The 22,496-nt window shown below is 43.9% G+C and carries 21 protein-coding genes; 6 read left to right on the top strand and 15 right to left on the bottom strand.

The features are described from left to right. Positions 1–4: 4 nt before the first annotated feature. The 6 genes from FAM09_RS17995 to FAM09_RS17970 form a co-directional block, all read right to left on the bottom strand. Complete coding sequence (locus FAM09_RS17995; protein WP_243751708.1) at positions 5–595, bottom strand: murein L,D-transpeptidase catalytic domain family protein; 591 nt, start codon at positions 593–595, stop codon at positions 5–7. A 359-nt stretch (positions 596–954) separates the two neighbouring features. Then, complete coding sequence (locus tag FAM09_RS17990; protein ID WP_136578532.1) at positions 955–1,938, bottom strand: MlaD family protein; 984 nt, start codon at positions 1,936–1,938, stop codon at positions 955–957. A 26-nt stretch (positions 1,939–1,964) separates the two neighbouring features. Next, entirely contained in the window at positions 1,965–2,738 is a 774-nt protein-coding gene (locus tag FAM09_RS17985; protein WP_136578531.1) for an ABC transporter ATP-binding protein, read from the bottom strand. Next, positions 2,738–3,553, bottom strand: coding sequence for an MlaE family ABC transporter permease (locus FAM09_RS17980; RefSeq protein ID WP_243751707.1), 816 nt, complete (start codon positions 3,551–3,553; stop codon positions 2,738–2,740). Before FAM09_RS17980 ends, FAM09_RS17985 begins: the two co-directional genes overlap by 1 nt. A gap of 67 nt (positions 3,554–3,620) precedes the next feature. Continuing rightward, on the bottom strand, positions 3,621–4,790 hold the full coding sequence (locus tag FAM09_RS17975; RefSeq protein ID WP_136578530.1) for a S8 family serine peptidase: 1,170 nt from the start codon (positions 4,788–4,790) through the stop codon (positions 3,621–3,623). A 305-nt stretch (positions 4,791–5,095) separates the two neighbouring features. Then, complete coding sequence (locus FAM09_RS17970; protein ID WP_136578529.1) at positions 5,096–6,322, bottom strand: DUF2264 domain-containing protein; 1,227 nt, start codon at positions 6,320–6,322, stop codon at positions 5,096–5,098. Positions 6,323–6,608: 286 nt separating this feature from the next. On the opposite strand from FAM09_RS17970, the gene FAM09_RS17965 reads away from it, so the two are divergent. Next, positions 6,609–7,028: a response regulator gene (locus tag FAM09_RS17965; RefSeq protein ID WP_136578528.1), complete on the top strand. Its 420-nt coding sequence runs from the start codon at positions 6,609–6,611 to the stop codon at positions 7,026–7,028. Between the two features lie 62 nt (positions 7,029–7,090). On the opposite strand, the gene FAM09_RS17960 is transcribed toward FAM09_RS17965, so the two are convergent. Then, positions 7,091–9,694 (bottom strand): T9SS type B sorting domain-containing protein, encoded by a 2,604-nt coding sequence (locus FAM09_RS17960; RefSeq protein WP_136578527.1) that lies wholly within the window; start codon positions 9,692–9,694, stop codon positions 7,091–7,093. A 400-nt stretch (positions 9,695–10,094) separates the two neighbouring features. Here FAM09_RS17960 and FAM09_RS17955 point away from each other — a divergent pair, with 400 nt between their 5' ends. Then, positions 10,095–10,346, top strand: coding sequence for a hypothetical protein (locus tag FAM09_RS17955; protein WP_136578526.1), 252 nt, complete (start codon positions 10,095–10,097; stop codon positions 10,344–10,346). 68 nt (positions 10,347–10,414) lie between these two features. Here FAM09_RS17955 and FAM09_RS30925 read toward each other — a convergent pair whose 3' ends face one another. The 3 genes from FAM09_RS30925 to FAM09_RS17945 all read right to left on the bottom strand — a co-directional run bounded on the left by FAM09_RS30925 (position 10,415) and on the right by FAM09_RS17945 (position 11,942). Next, on the bottom strand, positions 10,415–10,591 hold the full coding sequence (locus FAM09_RS30925; protein WP_166437194.1) for a hypothetical protein: 177 nt from the start codon (positions 10,589–10,591) through the stop codon (positions 10,415–10,417). Positions 10,592–10,869: 278 nt separating this feature from the next. Next, entirely contained in the window at positions 10,870–11,340 is a 471-nt protein-coding gene (locus FAM09_RS17950) for an acyl-CoA thioesterase (protein ID WP_136578525.1), read from the bottom strand. A gap of 8 nt (positions 11,341–11,348) precedes the next feature. Next, positions 11,349–11,942 carry a TetR/AcrR family transcriptional regulator gene (locus FAM09_RS17945; RefSeq protein ID WP_136578524.1) on the bottom strand — a complete coding sequence of 198 codons (594 nt, stop codon included), beginning with the start codon at positions 11,940–11,942 and terminating at the stop codon, positions 11,349–11,351. Positions 11,943–12,248: 306 nt separating this feature from the next. Here FAM09_RS17945 and FAM09_RS17940 point away from each other — a divergent pair, with 306 nt between their 5' ends. The 3 genes from FAM09_RS17940 to FAM09_RS17930 all read left to right on the top strand — a co-directional run bounded on the left by FAM09_RS17940 (position 12,249) and on the right by FAM09_RS17930 (position 15,784). Then, positions 12,249–13,673: an MATE family efflux transporter gene (locus FAM09_RS17940; RefSeq protein WP_136578523.1), complete on the top strand. Its 1,425-nt coding sequence runs from the start codon at positions 12,249–12,251 to the stop codon at positions 13,671–13,673. A gap of 105 nt (positions 13,674–13,778) precedes the next feature. After that, entirely contained in the window at positions 13,779–14,813 is a 1,035-nt protein-coding gene (locus FAM09_RS17935; RefSeq protein ID WP_136578522.1) for an AI-2E family transporter, read from the top strand. A 185-nt stretch (positions 14,814–14,998) separates the two neighbouring features. After that, positions 14,999–15,784 carry a murein L,D-transpeptidase catalytic domain family protein gene (locus tag FAM09_RS17930; RefSeq protein ID WP_243751706.1) on the top strand — a complete coding sequence of 262 codons (786 nt, stop codon included), beginning with the start codon at positions 14,999–15,001 and terminating at the stop codon, positions 15,782–15,784. Between the two features lie 192 nt (positions 15,785–15,976). On the opposite strand, the gene FAM09_RS17925 is transcribed toward FAM09_RS17930, so the two are convergent. Beyond that, on the bottom strand, positions 15,977–16,636 hold the full coding sequence (locus tag FAM09_RS17925; RefSeq protein ID WP_136578521.1) for a hypothetical protein: 660 nt from the start codon (positions 16,634–16,636) through the stop codon (positions 15,977–15,979). A 13-nt stretch (positions 16,637–16,649) separates the two neighbouring features. Then, entirely contained in the window at positions 16,650–18,140 is a 1,491-nt protein-coding gene (gene rpoN / locus FAM09_RS17920; protein ID WP_136578520.1) for an RNA polymerase factor sigma-54, read from the bottom strand. A gap of 296 nt (positions 18,141–18,436) precedes the next feature. Here rpoN and FAM09_RS17915 point away from each other — a divergent pair, with 296 nt between their 5' ends. Beyond that, entirely contained in the window at positions 18,437–18,619 is a 183-nt protein-coding gene (locus FAM09_RS17915) for a hypothetical protein (protein ID WP_136578519.1), read from the top strand. 181 nt (positions 18,620–18,800) lie between these two features. Here FAM09_RS17915 and FAM09_RS17910 read toward each other — a convergent pair whose 3' ends face one another. The 3 genes from FAM09_RS17910 to FAM09_RS17900 form a co-directional block, all read right to left on the bottom strand. After that, positions 18,801–19,328 (bottom strand): hypothetical protein, encoded by a 528-nt coding sequence (locus FAM09_RS17910; RefSeq protein ID WP_136578518.1) that lies wholly within the window; start codon positions 19,326–19,328, stop codon positions 18,801–18,803. A gap of 89 nt (positions 19,329–19,417) precedes the next feature. Then, the gene (locus FAM09_RS17905; protein WP_136578517.1) at positions 19,418–20,635 is read right to left on the bottom strand and encodes a DegT/DnrJ/EryC1/StrS family aminotransferase; all 1,218 of its coding nucleotides are present in this window, start codon (positions 20,633–20,635) and stop codon (positions 19,418–19,420) included. A gap of 251 nt (positions 20,636–20,886) precedes the next feature. Beyond that, on the bottom strand, positions 20,887–22,467 hold the full coding sequence (locus tag FAM09_RS17900; RefSeq protein WP_136578516.1) for a glycoside hydrolase family 10 protein: 1,581 nt from the start codon (positions 22,465–22,467) through the stop codon (positions 20,887–20,889). Between the last annotated feature and the right edge of the window lie 29 nt (positions 22,468–22,496).

Below are 22,496 nucleotides of genomic sequence, written 5' to 3'. Positions count from 1 at the left end.
ATTATTAACTGGCCGCCGGTTGTTGTACTACAGGCTGATTTATCAATTTGGAATGAGATATATAAGATGAGTCGGGGCTATATAAAAACAAGCAGCTCCCATCCTTAATTGTATTGATGATTGCTTTATGTAATGAAGGCGGTACAGCCGGGCATCCCAAACTGCGTCCTATAAAGCCTTTCATTCTTATTACTTTTTCATTTACATAGCTGGCAGCATGCATAACTATGCTTCTGTCATAGGCATTATCATTTATACCAGCTTCTTTTCCATCGAGCCGTAACGAATAACCATGTTCGCCTGAATAGGTACTACCGGTTACATAAAAACCCAGGCTGCTTTTAAAGCTATTGACATCGTTCGAAAACTCCGTAGCCATTTCTTTTCCTGAATTTCTGCCATGCGAAACAAACGTATTAAACAACAACTTGCCCGATACAACATCAATAACAAACAATCTCTTCTTTGAAGAAGGCAAACTGAAATCTACGATAGAAAGAATTTGGTTGTTGTTAACAGCACCATTCGAAACAAGGTCCATATAACCATTCAACCCGTAATTAAATGCATCTTGCGAAAGGCCTAGACTATCCAATTTTATTGAATTGTATAACACGCTAAATCGGTTAAAAGCAGAATCCCGGCCGCTGATATGGCTAGCTGAATCCTTTACAGCTATAGCTGTAGCAGCTTTTTTATTGTATAGAAAATCGGATGCTGGTGCTGCAAACATGAAGCATACTACTATGAGTAGCGATAGCGGAAACAATAAAATTCTGAGTTGGGGATAGTTGGATTTAGGCATTCACTTCGTTTTATTACGTCCTTGCTGTTAATAATATTGATAACCTATTAACAGCATATGGCGCAAGCTGTTTGCCAAATAATGGCATTAAGTAAATTTTAACATAATGCTATTTCAATGTTGCCAGGTGAGAAAACCCAATTTGTTTCTTAGTTATTTTTATTTTTTGCTTCCTGGCGGGCTTTTCTTTTAAAGAATCCGCGGAATAAAAAATTGTGCTGCAAGGCTTCCAGGTTTTCATCGAGCTTATGGCTTCCTGAATTCAGGTTTGCAATAATGCTTTTTATCTGTTCCGCCGTTTGTTCATCATTCAACAGCAACCCAACCGCATTATCATTGGTGTTCAACTGATCGCTAACCGTTTTTAAATTAGCAGTAAAGGAATGGGTTGCATTGGCTGCGTCATTTATTTGCTTTACGGCAGCTTGCAAATTGCTCATGATCATGGTATCGTGCACCAGCCCGTTGGCCAGGCTCCCCGGCTTTTCTAACCGGGCGGTGTATTCTGCAATGCGGCCGCTAAGCAATTCGCTGTTGTGTGCGGCCATTTGCAGGTTGTTGGCCGTACGTTGCAGGCTTTTAAATAAGGATGCATCGGTGAGCAAGGCGCCGGCTGTTCCTTCGCCATTTACCAAGCGGTTACTTACTGTTTTAAAATCGGTGGTAATGGATACCAGGTTCTCATTGTTCTTTTGCAGCGTGGCCATCATGTCATCGGTGCTCAGCGTATTTTCCACCTGCAAATTTTCACCTCCTTCAATAGGGCCAGCTTGTGGCGTACCACCATAAATAACCACCAGTTTATTGCCAATAAATCCCTCGGCGCCTACTTTGGCTTTGGCATCTTTACGAATAAATTCCTGGGCCTTTCTTTCAATATGCAGGATTACCTTTATCTGCGAACCGCCGTTAAACTCTATTGTTTTTACAGTACCTACTTTAACTCCCGAAAACCAAACATTATCACCTTTTTGCAATCCGTTTACATTATCAAAAACAGCTTGTATGTTAATGGAAGGCACAAAGGTTTTTTTCTGTCCGCCCAATGTAAAAATGCCTACCAGTAAAATCAGCAGGCCCACTGTTACAAATAGGCCTACTATTATGGTTCGTTTACTTTTCTCTGTGTTCATCACAAAATATTTTTTAGTTGGGAAATTCAGGTAATGAAATTGTAATCATAAAAGCTTTTTAACCGTTCATCGCCACTGTTAAAAACATCTTCGAAAGTTCCTTCCTGCACAAACCGGCCATCCAGCAATACCGCTACACGATCGCCGGTTGTTTTGGCGCAGGTAAGGTCGTGGGTAATGATAATAGAACTTGTATTATACCGTTGCTGCACTTCATTGATGAGGTCGTTTATTTCCATGCTGGTTATGGGGTCGAGCCCGGCAGTAGGTTCATCATACAACATAATAGCGGGTTGCATAATTAATGTACGGGCAATGCCTATGCGTTTTCGCTGACCGCCCGATAATTCGGCCGGCCACTGATTAATGGTTTGCGATAACCCCACAGCTTCCAATGCTTCTTCAACTGCCTGGTTAACCTGTTTAGCACTTAAATGTTTTGAATTGCGTAACAAAGGAAATTCCAGGTTTTCGCGAACCGTCATGCTATCGTAGAGGGCGCTGCTTTGAAAAGAAAACCCAATGCGTAAACGAAGCTGTTCCAGTTCACGATAGCTAATGGCAGCCACATTATTTCCCAATACGTTTACCGAACCCTTATCGGGTTTTAACAAGCCCGCAATAATTTTTATCAGCACCGATTTACCGGTTCCTGACCGACCCAACACAACAACATTTTCTCCCTGATAAATATCCAGATCAATGCCGCGCAAAACATGATTTGTACCAAACGATTTATGTAGATCGCGTATAACAATAACCTGCTTTGTTCTATCAATATGTTTTCCCTTTGTTGCCATTAGGTAACCCTGAACCAGTTGGTGATCTGTACAATAATTATTTCTTCAATAAATATCAGGAACATGGCCAGTACCACCGAGGTATTGGCGGCACGCCCTACACCTTGCGTGCCTTGTGTGGTAGTATAACCCTGGTAACAACTCACGATGCCTATTGTAAAACCAAATACAATTGATTTTAATACCGATGAAAAAATATCCAGGAAAATAATGCTGTGAAAGCCGTTCTCAATAAATGAAATAAAACTGGTTTGTTCATTGGAATGCACGTTTACAAAAGCGCCCAGCAATGCAACCACCGCCATGTATAACATTAATAACGGTACCATACACGTGGTGGCGATCACCCGGGTAACAACCAGGAATTTAAACGGATTGGTGGCCGATACTTCCATCGCATCTATTTGTTCGGTCACTTTCATTGATCCCAGTTCAGCACCAATGTTCGAACCCACTTTTCCGGCAGTGATCAATCCCGTCACCAGCGGAGCAAGCGCTCTGATGATGGCAATGGCTACAAGCGATGGCAACCACGAAGTAGCCCCGAATTCAGATAAGGATGGCCGGCTTTGTTTTGTAAATACAATGCCTGTTATAAAACCGGTGAGTGTTATCAGGGGTAAAGATTTTACACCTATCATATAACACTGCCTGATAATTTCTTTAAACTCGTAAGGAGGTAAAAATAAATTCCTGAAAAAGCGTGCAATAAACTGCCCGAAAGCATATACATCGAAGAAGAATGCATCCAGCTTCCTTGAAATTACATATCTGCGCGGCTGTTTCTGTTTCAATTTCATGGATGCATCATCCATTGAAATTTAAAACCAGCTTTGTTGGGCAACAATTTCCCCAATATGCAGATAACCAGATATGCAGCAATTATTTATGGGCAATAGGATCGGCCGTACCATCGGGATCGTTTAATGCTTTGCCCGAAGAGGTTATGCTTTTTCCTTTAAGCAATAACAAGCCGGCAACATGCGGCGCTGCCATAGAGGTGCCACTGAAGATGGCATATTTTCCATTTAAATAAGTTGACGTGATGCGTACGCCGGGGGCGGCAAAATCAACACAATCATTTCCATAATTTGAGAAAGAGGCAAAATTATCGAGGCTGTCTACTGCCGATACGGTGTAAATATTAGCTCCATTGGCTCTGCCGGGCGAAAACTCCACGGCAGGTTTGCGATCATTTCCGGCAGCAATGGCTACATAAATACCTTTGGCCGCTGTATTTTGAACCTGTTGATCTAGAATGGCTGAGATCTCATCTTCGCCAAGGCTCAGGTTCACCACATCACCTGCTTTGCCATTGCTGTTCACGTATGATAAAGCCTGAACAATTGATGACAGGGTGCCTTCCCCATCTTTATTAAATACTCTTAAAGCCACCAGGCTGGCGCCCGAAGCTACCCCCAGCACACCTATTGAATTATTCTTCGCACCAATAATGCCGGCAACATGGGTACCATGGCCATTTTCATCGGCCGCAGAGGTTACACCGTTAATGAACGACTTGCTGCGGGTGGCGTCTGCATTCAGATCGGGATGGTTAAAATCAATTCCTGAATCAATGATCCAGGCAGTTTTGCCGGTTCCATCGCCATAACCCACGCGGGCTACATTCCAGGTAATTGTTTTGGGTTCAACAACCTGGAAGCAGGTACCAAATGCAATAATGCGATCCTGTTCTATAAAGCTGATCGTTGTATCTAATTTCAGTCGTTGTAATTCTGTGTTCGATAACCGGGCAATAAAACCACCTGTAGCGCCCGTAAAAGTTTGCCGTAAAGCTGTACTGCTGATGTTGTTACGTTGTAACAAAGTATTGGTAAATGAAGCGGTGCGGGCAGTGGTGCTTAAGTTTACGTTGGTCGACTCTCTGTAGGCAATTATGTACTGGCCATCGATAATTGTTCCGCTGGAAGTGCTTTGTTGCACCACACAATTATCTGTGGAATTATCCGCAGCGATCTTATCGCTTTTCCGGCAAGCGGCAAATAGCAACAGGCTGGTGACTACTGAATAGGTTATAGCTTTTATATTCATCTTAAATGGGTCTCTGGAATATAATAACGAGTTTTTTTAATGCTTGGCTGGGTGCTCATTGCTCCTTTAACAACCTTTTACATTTTTAGGTCTGGTTGTACAGGCAAATAGCGAACCAATCGGGTTCAATAACCTGATGCAGATAGTAAAAAAATGCAGGAATTTGTTAACAGTAAGGGATTACCCTATTCTTTGCGCATTGCGCCCTTGTTTAATGGCTTTTACAGGGTCTGTTGTACCGGATAAAACGCCCTGAAAGCCTCATCTGAAGAACATCTCCGCCGTTTTTATCGACAGGCAATTTTTTAGTTTTCAATAGCATGATCAATAGGAATTTCTTCCCCCTTCCATGCTTTTTTAGCCGTCCAGTCGGCATCGGCATTTTGCCAGAAGGGATCGGTTGACGGCAATCCCAATATTAAAAACACCTCTGAGCACAAATACAGGCTGCCGGTTGAAATATACGGCTCGCCAACCCCCGGCTGGTGGCCATATAATCCTATTTGCAACCAGCCCTCTTTATCAAAAGTGCCAGGCGCTTCCATTTGTTTCTTTACCACTTCATACAACGCGCAACGAACCTGCTGCGGTAACACTTCCTGCGGTAATTGATGCATCAGGGCAATTTTCGACAATAATTGAAAAGCGCCAAACCGGTAAGCCAGCGAACGGCCAATGGGCGGGTAAGTACCTTCGGGTGAAATCATGCGTTCTTGTATAGCAGCATACCGGCGGGCACGCCCCAATTCCAGGTCATAGATTTTATTTTCTTTCCGGTCGCTGTTCATCAGCGTTTGCAATACTTCCAGGAACATGGGCTGAATAACGAAGCTGTTATAATAATCCCAATGAAAATTGGCGCCGTCGCCATACGCGCCATCGCCTTTATACCACTGCAAATGCTGCTGAACGGCATAATCTATCCGCATTCTATCGCAGCTTCCCTCAAACTGTAACAGCGCAGCTTCTACCATGGCGCTGAAAAAAAGCCAGTTACTATGCCCGGGTGTTATTACCCGCGATGACTTGAGGGCCTCCAGTACATTTTTCTTTGTTTTGGCATCGAGCGGGTCCCATAACTGTTTGGGTGCGCGTAACAGGGCCTGCGACAAAAAGGCCGCATCTACCAAAGCCTGTCCGCCCTTATAAAAGTTCATGTAATCGGGCGCAGCCGGATCGGTGGCATTACGAATGCCTATGACCGCTAGATCAATATATTTTTTCCGCAATTTCCCCTCTGCGGTGCTATCTGGTCCCAACTCCAGCCACGGCGCCATACCTGCCAGCAGGCGACCGAAAGCTTCGAGATAAGTATAGTTTCGCCGGTCGTTTAGTTTTGCTTCTACCGGCATTTTCTTTTTAAGCTCATTTTTGCTTAAAGCTGTTAAAACGGGATCCGCAATACGTATAATGGATTGTACGAAGTAATCACGGTGTTTTGCACCATTCGAAGACTTTTTATCTATTTGTGAACGCAGGCATACAGGTAACAGCAATGCTGCAATAAACAGGTGTTTTAAAACTTTTTTCATCTGATTCGTTGGTTTAGAATGCCTGATAAGCTGACAATCGTTACCGGCGGTATCGCAGGTTTGAAGATACATGTTTAAACGACAATATTGTCAACCTGCACAAACCGGGCAACCTCTGCGCAAACTTTGTTTCTATAAAAGAGAAAAATAGTGTAACTTATTTAATGCAATGGGAGCAATGATCATGAATTGCAGAAATTACTGACGTTTAATTCTGATTAAATTAAGTTTTAGACGGAAAAATGCCCTATAAACGTGATATTTTTATTACCTATTAACAACCCTGATGAATAAAACAAAAACCCTTTTCATTATTGATGATGATGAAGACGACCAGTTATTTCTTAATGAAGCTATGAAGGACCTGAAAATTCCTTTTGAATGTTATTATGCCAACAATGGCGAAGCAGCTTTAAAGCAATTAAGAGAAGAAATAATTCCGGTTCCGGATTTTATTTTCCTCGATTTGAATATGCCAAAATTAAATGGCAAAGAATGCCTTATTGAAATAAAGAAGCTTCCCAAATATTCAAAGGTTCCCCTTATTATCTACACCACCAGCTCTAATCAAAAAGACAAGCAGGAAATTATGCAGTTAGGCGCCCATTATTTTCTAACAAAGCCTACGCGCATCAGCGAACTGTGCAACTGCCTGATGAATGTATTTTCGATGGATTGGAAAAAAGTAGCAGGAAAAGTAAATTAATCACGATATATGCAGCCGGTGAGGCGCATGTATGAACTCTCATTGGGCACAATTCCTTTCTTTTATCTTAACAATACCAGTGTTCCGCGTCGCACATAAGGAGCGCCGGTATAGTCAACGGCTTTTACCAGCCATACGTAGGTGCCGGAGGGTTGCAGTTTGCCGGCAATGGTCCCGTCCCAGCCATGTTCATTGGTTGTTGTGCTAAACACCAACTGACCCCAACGATTAAATATCTGGAAATAATCGATACGCGTCATGCCAACGGCAACCGGGCGCAACAGATCGTTCCTGCCATCACGATTAGGCGTAAATGCATTCGGTACAAAAACCGATGGCATGGTTTTAAATACTTTCACTTTTATATAAGCTGAATCAACACAACCGGCATCATTATACACCAGTACTTTGTATGAAATACCGGTAGAAGGCGTGGGGTAATTTGCCACCGGGTTGGCGATTCCCGGGTTTGATAATCCAATCGAAGGTATCCATTGGTAGTTTAGGCCACCTGTAGCCTGTAATTGCAATAGTTGACCCGTTATCACTGCTGTATCCCTCCCTGCATAAGCATTTATATCAGGTAGCACGGTTACTACTATGGTATCATATCCTGGTTTAGGGCAGCCCCTGTTGTCATTCGCCGAAAGAACGTAGGCGGTAGAAGTGGCTGGGGAAGCTACGGGATCCAGTATTTTTAAATTGCTCAGGGTTGATGCGGGCAGCCAGGCAAATGCATTGGCTTCCGTACTTCCGTTTAACCGGGCATGGGTGCCAAAACAAATCGTTGTATCGGCGCCAGCGTTGGCAACCGGGTAAGGCACCGTCGTTACTATTACCTGGTCTGTAGCGGTGCAACTGCCAATACTGGCCGTTACCTGGTAACTGGTAGTGAACCTGGTAACCACTTTGGGATTGGGATCTGTTGGGTTCATTACCTGGCTGGTTGGGATCCAGCTATATTTCAATCCATCTGATTGCAAGCGCAGGCCAATGGTGTCGCTCTGGCAAATGGTGGTATCGTTCATTGCCTTCAGGGTTACATGATCAACCACGCGCACTTTTACCGAATCGTGGTTGAGGCAACCATTATCATCGAGGTGAACGGTATACGTAGTGGTTGTACCCGGCGTAACGGTTGGGTTGGCCGTATTGCCATTTACCATAGCAGTACCGGGCGTCCAGCTAAAAATACCATTACCGATCGCCTTCAATTGAACTGCATCTGGAACACAGATCAGGGTATCGCGAAAAGCAAGCGACAAAGGTGGTTTATCAACAATGGTTATATTTTTATACGTTGTATCGCGACAACCTTTGGTATTGGTAGCCACCAGCCGAACTGTTTTTAGTCCCATAGACACATACGAATACGTAGGGGAAGGCAATGCAGACACATCATTGCCTGTTCCATCACCGAAATTCCAATCCCACGAATTCACCAGCCCATAGCTGGTAGTTGAAGCATCAAAAAACTGTGTTGGCTTTTTAAAACAAATGCCATTCACTATAAAATCAGGCACAAAGCCGGGATATACATAGGCCAGCGATGTAGCAGAATCAGAACATTGCTGGTTGCGGTTGATAACCAGTTTTATGGTATAGAGGCCCGTATCGGGAAATGTATAGCTGGTAGTGGTATTATTTGAATTGTATACTGAAACCCCTTTGCTATCGAACAACTCCCAATTGGTTGAAGTAATAAGCGGGCTTGTGCTCAGGTTGGTGAGCGTAATGGTTTGCGTGTTTTTGCAAAGCATATATTCCGGGGGCATGGATGCCGATGCAATGGTACAGGCTGTTATGCGTATTTGCAGGTCTTTTCGCTGCGTGGCAATAACAACGCCATTCCTGATCTCTTCCACCTGTACGGTTACCACATAGATACCGTCGGAAGGCGCAATGCCGGTAATAAGTCCGGTGGTGGGGTTGATCTTGACATTTCTGCCCAATGGAGCGTCAGGTCCGTAATTAGATCCATAAGGAACAGATGCATAAGGCGGTGGCGCCGGCGGGAAATTGGTTCCGCCTCCGCCCGAGCCGCCGATATAGGCATTGGTAAACGAATACCGCAACTGATCCTTGTCTCTATCTTCTGCAGCAAAGCTGTAGGAGAAAGAATTATTGGCGCAGATCACTACCATATCATCGCCGGTAAAACGGGCGCTGTTATTTTGGGGTCCTGAAGCTTCAGTGGCTGTACCCGGTATTTCGCCTGTGTAGGTAACGCCAATGTTGCCATAACCCGGCGTCAGGTTGCTGATCCCCTGTACCCGGTAGACTGCTTGTATAACGATTAGATATCCTTCTGCTACCGGTGGCAGGTTTACCGTGAAATTATACAAACCAATATCGTAACAAACATTAGGCGGGTTGGTAATGCAGGGACTCGGGTTACTTAAGAGCAGCCTGTCTTGCCGGGCCATTGGAATTGAAAGGTCCATAATATGCGCTCCGGTGCCTCTATTAAAAATACCAAAATAAGCCGGGTTAGGAAGCCGCCGGTTACTGTAGCAATCCATAAATAATTTAGCGGTAACCTGATAGGTGTAAAGACCGTTATTAATACCCACAAAAGTGTAATTCATTTCACCGCCGGTGATGTGATCGGCACGGGCGGTAAATAGCATACACATAAGCATCCAGCCAATAACAGCTTTCTTCATGCTTTCGGCAAAAAGTAGTTAGTAAAATTTGCAGTAAAGGGTATATGATCAAAGAAAGGTTAGTAATGGAATCCTCAGTTTAGGCAACCCGTATGGCGCTTTATCAATTTACGATTTTTTTAGGAAGATAGTTGCCAAAAATCCTGCTAGGTATTGAAAAACATTTAACGAGATATGGGCACCTCAATTTGATGAATTAAATGGCATCTATTCTGAATTCTCCTTAATATATAATTGACGCCTTTGTAAACAGTCAATCAAAAAAATCTTATAAGCAATCAATTAATTTACAATTCATTATCAAGAACCGATGGGTGTCTTTATGAAGTAATTCGTTACCCGCAGACCAGACTGGAAAGATTATTGTGCACCTTTGCATAAGGGTTTAAACAGGTTCATCATGGAAACAGATTTTTCAACTATCATTCTGTGTACCGACGGACAAGAGCGGGAATTTCATTTTGCCCGTATTAATTCAATAGCCATTTATTTTCACATATCTGTTGTTGACAGCAGCGGCCGACTGATCACGGCAACACTAGTGCGGGATGAAAACGGGCATTGGAAATTACATGAACAGGAATTGCCTGGCTGGTTTATTACCGCGGAACCTGAATTAGGGAACCAGGTTGAACATAAGGCTGGCAGATAAAAAAAGGAACCGGTTAATTAACCAGTTCCCGGAACCCTTATGTTATGACTGAAAGAAGCTACTATGTATTAACTCAACACTACTTTCTTGCTGGCAAGCACATGTATCCATAATACAGAAGACAAAAAACTGGTAAGCACTAACAATGCTGATATAGTATAATGTCCGTGTTTATATAAAGAGAAACTAACTAAACTGGCAATTACTATCAGTACAATGCTCGTAAGTGTAAAAAACGCTTTCATATTTAATGTTTTTAAGGTGAATTATTTTAATTGTTGTAAGCGTATTGCTTTTATGTACTAATAGATGGCGCAAAAGCCCGGAAGTTTATTAAAGAAATGCTAAGAAGAATGCCATATGTATAAGGCTAAAGCGGAGGAAAAAGGTATTAGTAATTCCTTAACAGAAGGTCTTTAAACGCGAAGGCAGAAAGGGAAAGGCAGAAAGCGGAAAGCTGAATGCAGAACGCCTAACGCAAAATGCAGAGTTGTAATTGCATTAAGCGTTAGGGTGTTAAGCGTTAGGCGCTTTGGGTTAGGCCTTTTATTCGTTCGGTTATACCTGCCGGTATATTTACATCATCAACTTTTATTGTTGCGGCAAAATCCATAAAAGCAACAGGGTGCTCTTTTTTGCGACCCGTTTTTACATCTATACTGGTAAAGTTGGTCCACATAATGGCTTTCAGCATCGTTTGCTTTTCATCAAACATTAACATTTCTACCAGCACGTGCGATTCGGCTAATTCAATAAGCCTTGATTCTATGCATATAACTTCGTTGTAGAAAGCGGGGCGCACATATTGTATGTCGTGCCGGCGCACCACCCAGGCAATTCCCTGTTTATGATATTCAGGTAAAGTTATCTGGTAAAACTGTTTCAGATGATCTTCCCGGGCATTCAGCATATAATCAATATACCGCGCATTATTTAAATGTCCCATTGGATCACAGTCGCTAAACCTGACTGTATAAAATGTTTTTGGTTGCATAGCCATTATTAAGGTTTATACTCTGTTTCTATTCTGTATTTAAGATTATCAATTAACCTGTTCAATACCGTTACATCATCCAACACCTTTGCCATCATAATGCCGCCTTCAATTTGGGCAAAGATCAGCTCGGCTTCTTTTTTTACATTCAGGTCGCTTCTGAAAGATCCTTCCTGAATGCCCAGCTTAAGTACATGTTGCAGGGAACCTACCATTTCCTGTAATGCCTGCCGCGCTTTCTTTTTTAAAAAAGGGTACGCGTCATCGGCATCAACAGCCGTGTTCATGAGCGGACAGCCACCATCAATAGGAGGTGAAACAGTATAGTTTTTATAATATTGCAATATGGTAACCAGCTTTTCAATCCCCGTTTTCCTGGCCTGCACTTTTTGACCGATATCTTCTTTTAACTGGTTATAAGAATATTCAAATGCCAGCGCCGCAATTTCATCCTTGCTTTCAAAATTGCCGTAGAGCCCGCCCTTGGCCAAACCGGTTGCCTTCATAATATCACTCATTGAAGTACCGGCATAACCCTTCTTATTAAACAGGGGCGCTGCTTTAGCAATAATATATTCTTTTGTTTTCTCTGATTTTGTCACATCACAAAAATAAACCGATCGGTCTAATTTACAAAAAACGAATTACATGAAGCCTTTAGCACTGGAAATTCCGTTTTCGTCGTTTATTATTTCTACCTTGTCATGAGTGAACAAAAAAAATTTTGGTAGTTAGCTGCATTGGCTACCTTTGCTTCTCTTCAATGATACGAACCATGAAATTGTAGGATCCAGTTCGCTGCAACATCGGGCATGTTTCACGAACAGTTAATTTCTCCAGCACCAGATTGTTAGCGCTAACGGCGCACCTATTAGTTTTTATTTTATTACTTGTTAAACAGGATTTGTATGTCGGACCAAACACCCAACATAGGTACGTTACGTATCAAAACATTTTTTTCATTATTCAAACAGGCTTTATCGGGCCAGGAGCAGGACTATACACAGGGCAGTATACGGCGCGCCGTTTTTTTACTGGCCGTACCCATGATACTCGAAATGTGCATGGAGTCGGTTTTTGCAGTGGTTGATATTTTTTTTGTAGGACGCTTAAACATGAGCGAAGCCGTTTCAACCGTAGTGCTCACAGAAGCAGTACTAACTTTAGTATACTCGCTTGCCATAGGTTTAAGTATGGCTGCAACAGCCATGGTAGCACGACGAATTGGTGAAAAGAACCCCGAAGCTGCAGCAAAAGCGGGCATGCAATCGTTGATGATCGCGCTTTTTATAACGGTTATTATAAGCGTCTTAGGATTAATTTTCGCGCCAGAGATCCTGAAGCTGATGGGCGCTTCTCCTGAAACCATTCGCATAGGCACTACTTATACCCGCATTATTTATGGCGGTAGTGTTGTTATCATGTTGCTGTTCCTCATCAATGGTATTTTCCGCGGCGCCGGAGATGCGTCTATGGCTATGCGGTCGCTTTGGATCGCCAATATTTGTAATATCATTTTATGCCCGGTATTAATTCACGGTGCAGGTCCCATTCCTGCATTTGGTATTACCGGTGCGGCTATAGCCACCACTATTGGCCGCGGGGTAGGTGTTTTGTACCAATTGTACCATCTGTTCAGTGGTAAAAGGATCATCAAGATCAGGAGGCATGACTTTTTTCCCGACTGGCCTATTATTAAATCTATTTCAAATATTGCCTGGACGGGCACTGCCCAGTTTTTAATAGCTTCCGCCAGTTGGATGGTGCTGGCCCGCATTATGGCCGAATTCGGTGATCAGGCAGTAGCAGGTTATGGCGTAGCCATCAGGCTAATTATGTTCTTTTTGTTACCAGCCTGGGGTCTCAGCAATGCGGCCGCAACGCTGGTGGGCCAAAACCTGGGCGCCCAACAGCCTGAAAGGGCCGAAAAATCGGTATGGCGAACAGCCCAGTATAATACCGTCTTCATGATCTTCGTAACGCTGGTATTCCTGTTATTTGCCCAACCCATAGTGGCATTCATGAATAAAGATGTTACTATAGAATCATATGCGGTGTCGGCACTGCGCATTGTTAGCCTGGGTTATATTTTTTATGGTGTAGGGATGGTAGTTACCAATGCCTTTAATGGCGCCGGGGATACCAAAACACCCACGCTGATCAACATCTTTGGCTTCTGGCTGTTCCAGGTTCCGCTGGCTTTACTGCTGGCCCTTGTATTTAAACTTGGACCCAATGGCGTATTTATCGCCATTGTATTAGCCGAAACTGGTATTACCATTGCCGGAATTATTATCTTCAGAAGAGGTAAATGGAAGAAAATTAAAATATAACGAACTGCTTTTGCAAGCCGTGCCACGGTTTTGAACCGTGGCACGGCTATTAGCGGAATGGCTTTTGCAATTATTAGTTATTTTTAATCCTCAGTTACAACCTGCATGAAGCAAATTCCCAATAATTCCATTAGGCAAATATTGATACTGGCCACCATTATCACCCTTGGTATAATTCTGTTCAACCAGTTAAGCTACATGATACCTGCCTTCCTGGGAGCTTATACCCTGTATGTGCTGTTACGTAAATGGATGTTCATTCTGCAGGGCCGGTATAAGTGGAATAAAAGCCTCACCGCTGCCATACTCATGCTATTATCGTTCCTGATCATTCTGCTGCCCATTTTACTGGTCATAAATATGCTCACCACTAAAATTGCGTTTGCCATGGAGCACTCGCAGGAAGTACTGTCTTCGCTGCAGGCGTTTATTGAAAAAATAGAAAGCCAGTATAAGATCCAGATCCTGACCGATGCCAACCTGGATAAAATAACCACCTGGGGCAGCAATACCGTGCCGAAGATCCTGGCCTCTACGTTCGATACAATTTTCGGCATTGTGATCATGTATTTCATATTATACTTTATGCTGGTAGATGGCCGCAAGATGGAATCCAGCTTTTATGACTGGGTGCCCCTGAAAGATGAAAATACGCTGCTGCTGCGCAAAGAGCTTAACAGCATGGTATATTCGAATGCGATCGGTATTCCCCTGATCGCGATCCTGCAGGGAATAGTGGGCCTTATTGGCTACCTTATACTGGGAGTTGAAGAACCCTGGTTTTGGTTTGTAATTACCTGTATCACCGCCATGCTGCCCGTTGTGGGAGCAGCCATTGCCTATATCCCGGTAAGCCTGCTTTTCTTTGCTGCTGGTAACTCCGGAAAAGGCATCATTATGCTTTTATATGGCTTAGGTATCATTGGTACGGTCGACAACCTGTTCCGCTTTTGGGTGCTGAAGCGCATCGGCGATGTTCATCCCCTGATCACCGGCTTCGGGGTAATTATCGGGGTAAGCCTATTTGGTTTTATCGGCCTCATATTCGGCCCCATCCTCATTTCCTTATTCCTGGTGCTTATTAAAATTTACGCCAGTGAATTTAATATTCAAAAAGGGGGCGGCGCCAACGGTAATTAACCTGCACTCCAAGCACTTACCTAGTAATAAGTAATTTCCCCTACACCCTTATAATTCAATCTACATAGGATCTGGAAATCATAGCTTTTCTGCCACATAGAGCGAAAATATTTTATCTGTTGCTTCGTTTTAAAGCGGTGTTGTTTTGAATCAATAGTCGCAAATCGCTTATGTTCAATTAACCTATGAAAAGAACTTACAAATCAATGTCATTCGGTGCATTGTTGTGCATTTTGGCAGTGTCGCCGGTAAATTCAACCGGCACGGGAAATGAGGCAAAGGAAATTGGTGTGGTTAATGCATCAACTGCCCTGGTTGTTCGGGATACGGCAACAACTAAAGAGATCACCAAATCAGCCGCAGCAATGCTGGCAGAAGAAGCGCTGGACCTGTACAATGTAATGAACCTGAAAAAAGTCGGCCTCTCCATAAAAGCTTTTGAGTATGCGCTGAAAGGATATAAAAACCTGGTGGAATGCGGAAAAGTGATGAAGAATGAAGTGCTTTCCATTTGCGATTTCAGTCAGTCGTCGCGCAGAAAGCGTTTTTATGTAATTGATATGGCCGAAAAGAAAGTGCTTATAAATACCTGGGTAGCGCATGGCCGCAATTCTGGTGGCGAATATGCCCGGTCTTTTTCCAATAGCCCCGAATCGCACAAAAGCAGTCTCGGATTTTATGTAACCCGCTATACGTATTATGGCAGCCACGGACTGGCTTTAAAAATTGAAGGACTGGAAAAAAGTTTTAACGACAAAGCCGACGAACGGAACATTGTCATCCATGGTTCAAATTATGTTGGCGATAACTTTTTAAGCCGCAGCCCCATAAACGGTCGCAGCTTCGGATGCCCTGCACTGCCCCAAAAAGAAACCGGAAAAGTTATTGAAACAATTAAGGATGGTTCGTGCCTGTTCATTTACCATCCCTCAAAAAATTATATCCAAAAGTCAAAAGTTTTGAATGGTTAGATAGGACACCACTTCAGATGGTTTGAAGGTTAGAAAGCTCAATGTAGGATCGTACCCTATGATTGAGCTTTTCTTTTTTTTAAGGCAACAAGGCACTGAGGCATAAAGAAAGAGCACCTAAACCATTAAACTTGTTTAGAAATCGTTCTAAGCAGCTTCGCGCATTCCTGTCTTGTTGCCTCGTTGCCTTTCCTACCGGAACCAAACCGCCAGCAACTGGCAAAAAGCACCGGCAACAAAACCGAGGTAAATTTCCCGTTGGGTGTGATCTGAAACAATAAGGCGGGAAGTGCAAACAAGGCCGGCAATGAAAATGGCAATAGAAAAATAAATGCCGGTAACATCCTGTCCGTTGAATGCCTGTAACAGGAAGAAGAACGCCAGGCCGCCTACACCAATACCATGCATGCTTACTTTGGTAACAATGTTCAAAAACCAGGCAGCACAAATAGCCAGGAACGACCCTAATAAAAAATCAGTAAAGGCTTGCGGATTATCGGCTTGTTTATGAAATACGTACCAGGCCCAGAAGTAAAAGATCATCGCAGCAGCATAGGGGATTATCCTTTCTTTTTGCGTGCGCAACTGCATGGATGCTATCAGCTTCAACCGCCACATTAAAAAAACAGCAAACCCCGGTATCAACGCGGTATTGAAGAAAACAGAAATAAGCCGGAATAATTTGTATTTATAAGTGACCCCGGCAAATGCATAGGGATCAACAAACACCAAAAAGGCAGTAACATATGCCGGAATAAATAACGGATGAAAGATATAAGAAAACAAATGTGCCAATGCCCTGACGATCGCTGGTTGTTTGGGAGGCAGGGCAGTGAGGGTGGTTGTTGACATAAACAAATTTCTATTACAATTCTTTCCGTAACCGGGCTACCGGAATATTCAGTTGTTCGCGGTATTTGGCAACGGTTCGCCGTGCAATATTATAACCTTTTTCCTGCAATAGCTCGGTGAGTTTTTCGTCGCTTAAAGGTTTCTTCTTGCTCTCGCCTTCTATCAGGTCGCTGAGTATTTTCTTTACTTCGCGGGTAGAAACCTCTTCGCCGCTATCGGTGCTGAGCGATTCGCTAAAGAAGAACTTCAACCGGTATGTACCAAACTCCGTTTGCACAAACTTGCTGTTGGCCACGCGGCTTACGGTAGAAATATCGAGCCCGGTCCGCTCTGCAATATCTTTCAGGATCATGGGCTTCAGCGTTGTTTCATCGCCGGTAAGGAAAAACTCCCGCTGATACGACATAATGGTTTCCATAACGCTGCTAAGCGTATGCTGCCGTTGTTTAATGGCATCAATAAACCATTTGGCCGCATCGATCTTTTGTTTGATGAAAAGGATCGCTTCTTTCTGCCGCTTATCTTTCTTGCTGCCTTTATCGTATTCGCGCAACATATCGCGATATCCTTCGCTGATGCGCAGATCGGGCGCGTTCTTCGAGTTAAGTGTAAGCTCCAGCTTGCCGCCGTTGTTGTATACAAAGAAATCGGGCACTACATAACTTTCCGCTTTGTTTATGTCGCCATGATTACCGCCGGGTTTTGGCGTAAGGCGAATAATGTGGCTGATCACATCTTTCAATCCTTCATCATCCAGGTTCAGTCCACGTTGAATTTTATCGTAGTGCTTTTTGGTAAACTCATCAAAATAATCGGTGAGCACGTCAATAGCCTTGTCAACATTTCTGCCTTCACGTTGCTGACGGAACAATTGCAATAACAAACATTCCTGCAGGTCGCGGGCGCATACTCCCGGTGGATCGAATTGCTGTACCAGCCTGATCACCTTCTCTACTTCCTGTTCATTTGTTTCAATATTCTGCCTGAATGCCAGGTCATCTACAATAGCGGCTGTTTCGCGGCGCAGGTAACCATCATCGTCAATACTACCTACTATTTGTTCGGCAATCCTGCGTTCATTATCACTCATCTTCATCATGCCCAACTGACCCAACAGGTGCTCATGAAAAGACGTTTCTATGCGATATGGAACAACTTTCTTGTCATCCATTTCGGGATAGTTATCATCCCGCAATTTGTAATCAGCAATTTCGCCATCTTCATCTCCTACATACTCACTGATATCGATATTGTCATACTCATCTTCGCTGCCATCTACATCAAAATCCTCTTCATCACTGCTGTCGAACTCGTCTTTAGTCTCGTTATCAAATTGGTCATCATGATTTTCCTCGGATAATTCCAAAGCCGGATTCTCTTCCAGTTCTTCTTTAATCCGTTCTTCTAAATTAGCCGTAGGCACCTGCAGCAGCTTCATCAGCTGAATCTGCTGTGGAGAAAGTTTTTGTAATAGCTTTTGCTGTAAACTTTGACTCAATGCCATGTGCGTCAATATTTTATTCAGTTAGTCGCCAAAAAAATTTTAAAAAAATTTGCGGCAACCACAAAAATCAGGCCGTAAATTTACAGACAAATGTAATCAACGTTGTGAAACCATTTTGTAAAATATTTGTGTTTGCGGCTTTTTTATTTAAATCGGGGAATATTTCGGCTCAAAACCAGGTAAATATAACATCTCGTTATATGTTGTTTTCACCGGTAAAAGTGGCCCCGGTTTCTATGTATGATAGGCCCAAAAAGTTACTAACAACTGGGGTTCAGCTATCAAAACAGGCAGAAATGACTGTGCAGCCTGCTTTTGCCACGCCGGCCGCCGTTAATACAATAGGTAACAATTTTTATACGCTTCGGTTTGGCTTTTTTTGCAAAAAGGAGCTTCAGTTCGAAAAAACCACCCGCATTCCGCTGCGGTTCCGCCTGGGCTCGCTGGAATATGCTAATAAACTGGAGGGAAAGAGGTGAGTGGTGAATACAGCTAAAAGCCACAAGCAGAAAGCTCTGCAATTTGTACCCCCTCCACTGGATGTGACTGGCAAGCTGTGAAACGGCATCCCGATTTCGCTCGATGCCTGTGTCAGGCCTTTCGACTGCTCATGCTCAGGGTCTTGAAACCGGTAACTGGCAACTGGTAACCGGCAACCGCTTACTTCCGAATTATCTTATTAATTACGGTGCAGTCGTTTTGGAACTTTGTTAAGGCACTGAGGGCGCCTGATGGTGTTGATCCTTTAAAGTGTTTCTGCAACCAGAGCTTGGTGCTGTCGGGCATGGTCATAGCATTGAACCTGGCTCTTTGTTCTTCCGTTTCTGCAAACGCAGTTGCTGCCATATACATTCTCCGCAGCGCATAGTATAAAGAATCGCCACTGTCGCTATTGATGATCAGGCTATCTACCATCTGCGGTTTATTGCCGGCATAATCGGCTTTCTCCAACACCATTTGCGCTTGCATGATCTGTGAAGTGGCATCGAGGAAGATGATAGAAAGGTCGTTATTGCGGTAAGACGCTCTTCTGAGGCTATCGATCCTTTTATTGGCAGCCCGGGCAGAATCGCTTAATAATGGCTTTGTGTTTTTTTGAGATGAATTATTATTACAGGCCGTAGCAATGAGTAATGTACCCAAACAAAGGAACAAACCTGTTCTTATAGAGAAAGCGGTTCTTTTCATTTTACAATACGCTGGTTTTTCATGCAAATAGAAGATGATCCCCAGGCAGGGATCATCTTCTAAACGCCGGCCCGATATTAAAATTATCGTTAGGCAGAGATCTTTTGCGCAGCCAATACTTTTTTAACCGCACTTACTATTTTTTCGCCTTTCTCTTTCAGTTGTTGTTCGGTGGTTAATAACGTGATCTGGGTTGAGATTCCCCGGCTCATCACCGCGTCGCTGGCTGAAAAATCTTTATTGGCTTGTTGCAGGATGGCTGCTTTGTATTCGGGATGCAGCGCATTTAAAGTAACGCCTTTTTTCAGGTGCTCCCATTTGCGGATGTAATGCCAGTTGTGATCGAACCAATAGAAATTACCGCCCCAGCTATTCTGCGCTTTCAATTCTGCAACTACAGCCTCGGTTAATTCCCGGGTTGGTAAGAACCAGCTTAAGAAGGTGCAGCTATCACCAGCCTCATCTATAATACGGCGGAAGCTGATCTCCGGTACCTGCGCCAAAATAGCTTTTAATTGCGCGTGGCTGGCGCGTTGTTTAGCCACAAATTCTTCCAGTCGGTTGAATTGCGCCAGTCCCACAGCGGCATGCAGTTCAGAAATACGGAAATTATAACCCAGGAACGGATGCAGATCGGCGCCGCGATCAACTCCTTTATGATCGTGACCATGATCGCTGAACCCATCGCTGTTGATATAAACATCTTCACGATTTGTTACGATAGCACCGCCTTCACCGCAGGTAACTATTTTTACGAAGTCGAATGAATAGCAGCCGGCATCGCCAATGGTGCCCAGGTATTTTCCTTTATAAGTGGCGCCAAAACTTTGGCAGGCATCTTCGAGCAACAGCAGCTTATGTTCTTTACAAATTTTCTGCAGGGCATCCATATCGGCCATAGCGCCGCACATATGCACGGGCATTACGCATTTTGTTTTAGGCGTAATAGCTTTGCGAACCGCTTCCGGGTTCAGGGTCAGTGTATCATCTACGTCAACCAGAACAGGAATAGCACCTACGCTGATGATTGATTCAAAACTGGCCACAAAAGTAAATGTGGGCATAATTACCTCATCGCCATAGCCGATCCCCAACGCACTCAACACGGTAGTGAGGGCAGTGGTGCCGCTTGAAACGAGGTGTGTATATTGACAGTCAAATTTCTTGCTGATAGCTGCTTCCAGTTCTTTTGCTTTCCAGATCCCTTTGCGGGGTCCATCGAAACCAAATCGCATCAGGATACCGGTTTCCAGCACATCATTTACGTGTTTGCGTTCTTCGGCGCCAAAAAGTTCAAAGCCAGGCATATTGAATTCTGTTTATGGTTTATTGTTTGTGGTTTGTGGCTTGTGGTTGGCCCCCGACATAGCATCATTCACTAATATTCGCACAATTAACGCTGAATGGGGGCGTAACTGGTGGGCAAAGGTAGAAAAATAGGTTGAGAGTGGGGGTCGGTTTGGCCTCACAACAAAAAAAGAGGCTCCCATTAAAGAAGCCTCTCTCATATCTTTAACCCGGTATCTGGTAACTGGCAACCGGTAACCCAAACTCCCTTCTAGGGGGTTGGGGGGATTGCCGCGGTATTCGTTTCCTTGTTGAGCGTCCAGCCCAGCCTGTCAACCTTTACTGCTTCCAGCTTAATTGGCCAGTTGGGATAGGGCTTGCTTTCATTATTCTCATCATCGAGCGTTGTTACGTAAAACCGAACGAATTTCTTATCAGATCGTAACGGGGCATAAAAAACGCAGGTATCACACTGATCGAACCGGCAACCTATTAATTGGGCATTGTAGAAATTGTTGTTACTGTATTCTTCGTTATAACAGGCATATAACCGGTAGGCCTTTATCTTTCTTTTATCAGCGGTCGTTCTTACAACTTCTATCCGCAGTGTGGTATCAACCGGTTTTATGGAAACTACATCGGGGGTGCCGGGCCGAACCGAATCAAGCCACGACATGGGGGGAACCAGCGCCGGTTCTTTATAATAATTGAACCGCAGGCTATCGTTCCAGCCTAAAGGATTTTTCAAAAATGACGCGGTACTGAAATAAATAGCGCCCTGAATTTCGGGGTATTTACGCATGGCTTGAATCTGACGGGGAATTTGGGTCTTATCGCGCCAGGCCGCGTTGGTACCAGCTTTAAAAATGCCCAGTCCAACATAACAATGTCTGCCATAGCTGTGCTTTGCCCACCAGTCGAGCAGCACTTCATACGCAGCTCGCGGATGGCCAAACTCAAAATAGATCTGGGGAGCTACGTAATCGATCCACCCGCTTTTCAGCCAAAGCAAAATGTCGGCATACAGCTCATTATAATTGGTCATCGACTGGGTTTCGCTTCCCTCCGGGTCCTGGCTGCGGTTCTTCCAAATGGCAAAGGGGGAGATCCCAAAACGGCAAAGCCGGTTCTCTTCTTTTATCGCATTGCTCAATTTCAAAATAATGGAATCGGTATTACTGCGGCGCCAGTCGGCCAGACTTAAACCATTACCATATTTTTGGTAGGAGTCCTTATCAGGAAACTCTTTTCCCGAAATGGGGTATGGGTAGAAATAATCGTCAAAGTGAACAGCATCAATATCATAACGGCTTACGATATCGCGAATAACGTTCACCACATAATGTTGCGCTTCCTTATTACCGGGGTCGAAGTAGCGGGTTCCGCCATAGCTTAAAAACCACTCGGGATGCATTTTGGTAATATGGTTAGCCGCAATGGACGATTTTCCTATCTGGAACTCAGCACGATAGGGGTTACACCAGGCATGGAATTCCATACCGCGCTTATGCGCTTCTTCCACCATAAACTGCATGGGATCGTAGTATGGCACGGGCGCCTTGCCTTGTTTACCGGTAAGCCATTGGCTCCAGGGCTCATATTGCGAGGGGTAAAACGCATCAGCACAGGGTCGCACCTGTACAATGACGGCGTTCAAGCCATTACGCTTATGCATATCAAGCAGATGTATATACTCTGCTTTCTGGCTTTCAGTATTATAATTACCTCTCGTTGGCCAGTCAATGTTGTCAACAGTAGCAATCCACGCTGCCCTAAACTCGTATTTAGGTTGCGCTACTACATTAAACACTAAAAAACAGGCTCCTACCAACAGGATTGTAGTTCTTTTCATATTCGGATTAAAGATTAACGGATGTTATA

Source organism: Niastella caeni, assembly GCF_004834005.1.
Taxonomy (GTDB): Bacteria; Bacteroidota; Bacteroidia; order Chitinophagales; family Chitinophagaceae; genus Niastella; species Niastella caeni.
The sequence above is the reverse complement of the archived record's forward strand: the minus strand, read 5'-3'. Positions and strand labels throughout refer to the sequence as shown.